Source organism: Nostoc sp. 2RC (assembly GCF_014222165.1).
GTDB lineage: Bacteria > Cyanobacteriota > Cyanobacteriia > Cyanobacteriales > Nostocaceae > Nostoc > Nostoc linckia.
Genome location: NZ_JACKZU010000768.1, coordinates 1 through 778, shown reverse-complemented (window position 1 = coordinate 778; position 778 = coordinate 1). Strand labels below are relative to the sequence as shown.

The 778-nt window shown below is 33.7% G+C and carries 1 protein-coding gene; it reads left to right on the top strand.

Annotated features, from left to right (window positions below):
• The first annotated feature begins 65 nt into the window (after window positions 1-65).
• A complete protein-coding gene (locus GNE10_RS34910) occupies window positions 66-554 on the top strand; it encodes a DUF2808 domain-containing protein (protein ID WP_185570559.1) in 489 nt (162 codons plus the stop codon).
• Window positions 555-778: the final 224 nt, after the last annotated feature.

The window sequence follows — 778 nt, the reverse complement described above, 5'->3', positions numbered from 1 at the left end:
AATTTCATTCAGTCCTGTCAAACTATAAATATTTGCAGATATTACTGATTAAATAAGGAGGAAATATGAAAAAATTATTCGTTTTCGTTGCTATATATACTTTAACTACTGCATTTTTAATTCCTAACAACTATGCAAATGCCATTGAAGAAAATGATAGTTTTCCTCATATTGAAGGTAACTATCAATTCCCTCAGACTCATTGGTCGCATGTTAGACATACTTTACAAGTACACGTTCCCAAAAATAGCAAGAGTGTTTCGCAGTTAAAAATTCAAGTTCCAAGTACTGTGAAGTGGAGCAATAATACTAATGATATTATTGTAAACAAAGAGAATGGTCAGAAAATTAACACTAATCTTTCTCTGAATGGCAAGACTATACTACTAGCTTTCCCTGAACCAGTTGCCCCTAATACTAAGCTAAAGATTGATATCAAGAATATCAAACAACCATTTCTCGGTAATGGCCCTGTGTACCATTTATCTGCAAATCTTGTTGGCTCCAATGCAGAAATATCAATAGGCGTAGCTAGATTTCGCGTACATCTTTAAATTCAATTCTATTCAATCAATTCAAGTTCCTTAAATTTAAAATTAAGGAACTTATTTGATTGTTTACATATAAAAACAGGACTTACGCAAAATATCTGTCAAACTCTCATTTTTCCGTGAACTCTGTGCCTCTGTGGTAGCCTACGGCAAGCCGCTCCGCGTCTACGTTCTTCCGTGACTCGTGCGTAAGTCCTAAAAAAAATCAAATATTACATCTAATAATT

Bases quoted from the DNA above. Each gene is read 5' to 3' on its own strand.
- GNE10_RS34910 (WP_185570559.1), top strand. From the start codon at position 66: ATGAAAAAATTATTCGTTTTCGTTGCTATATATACTTTAACTACTGCA.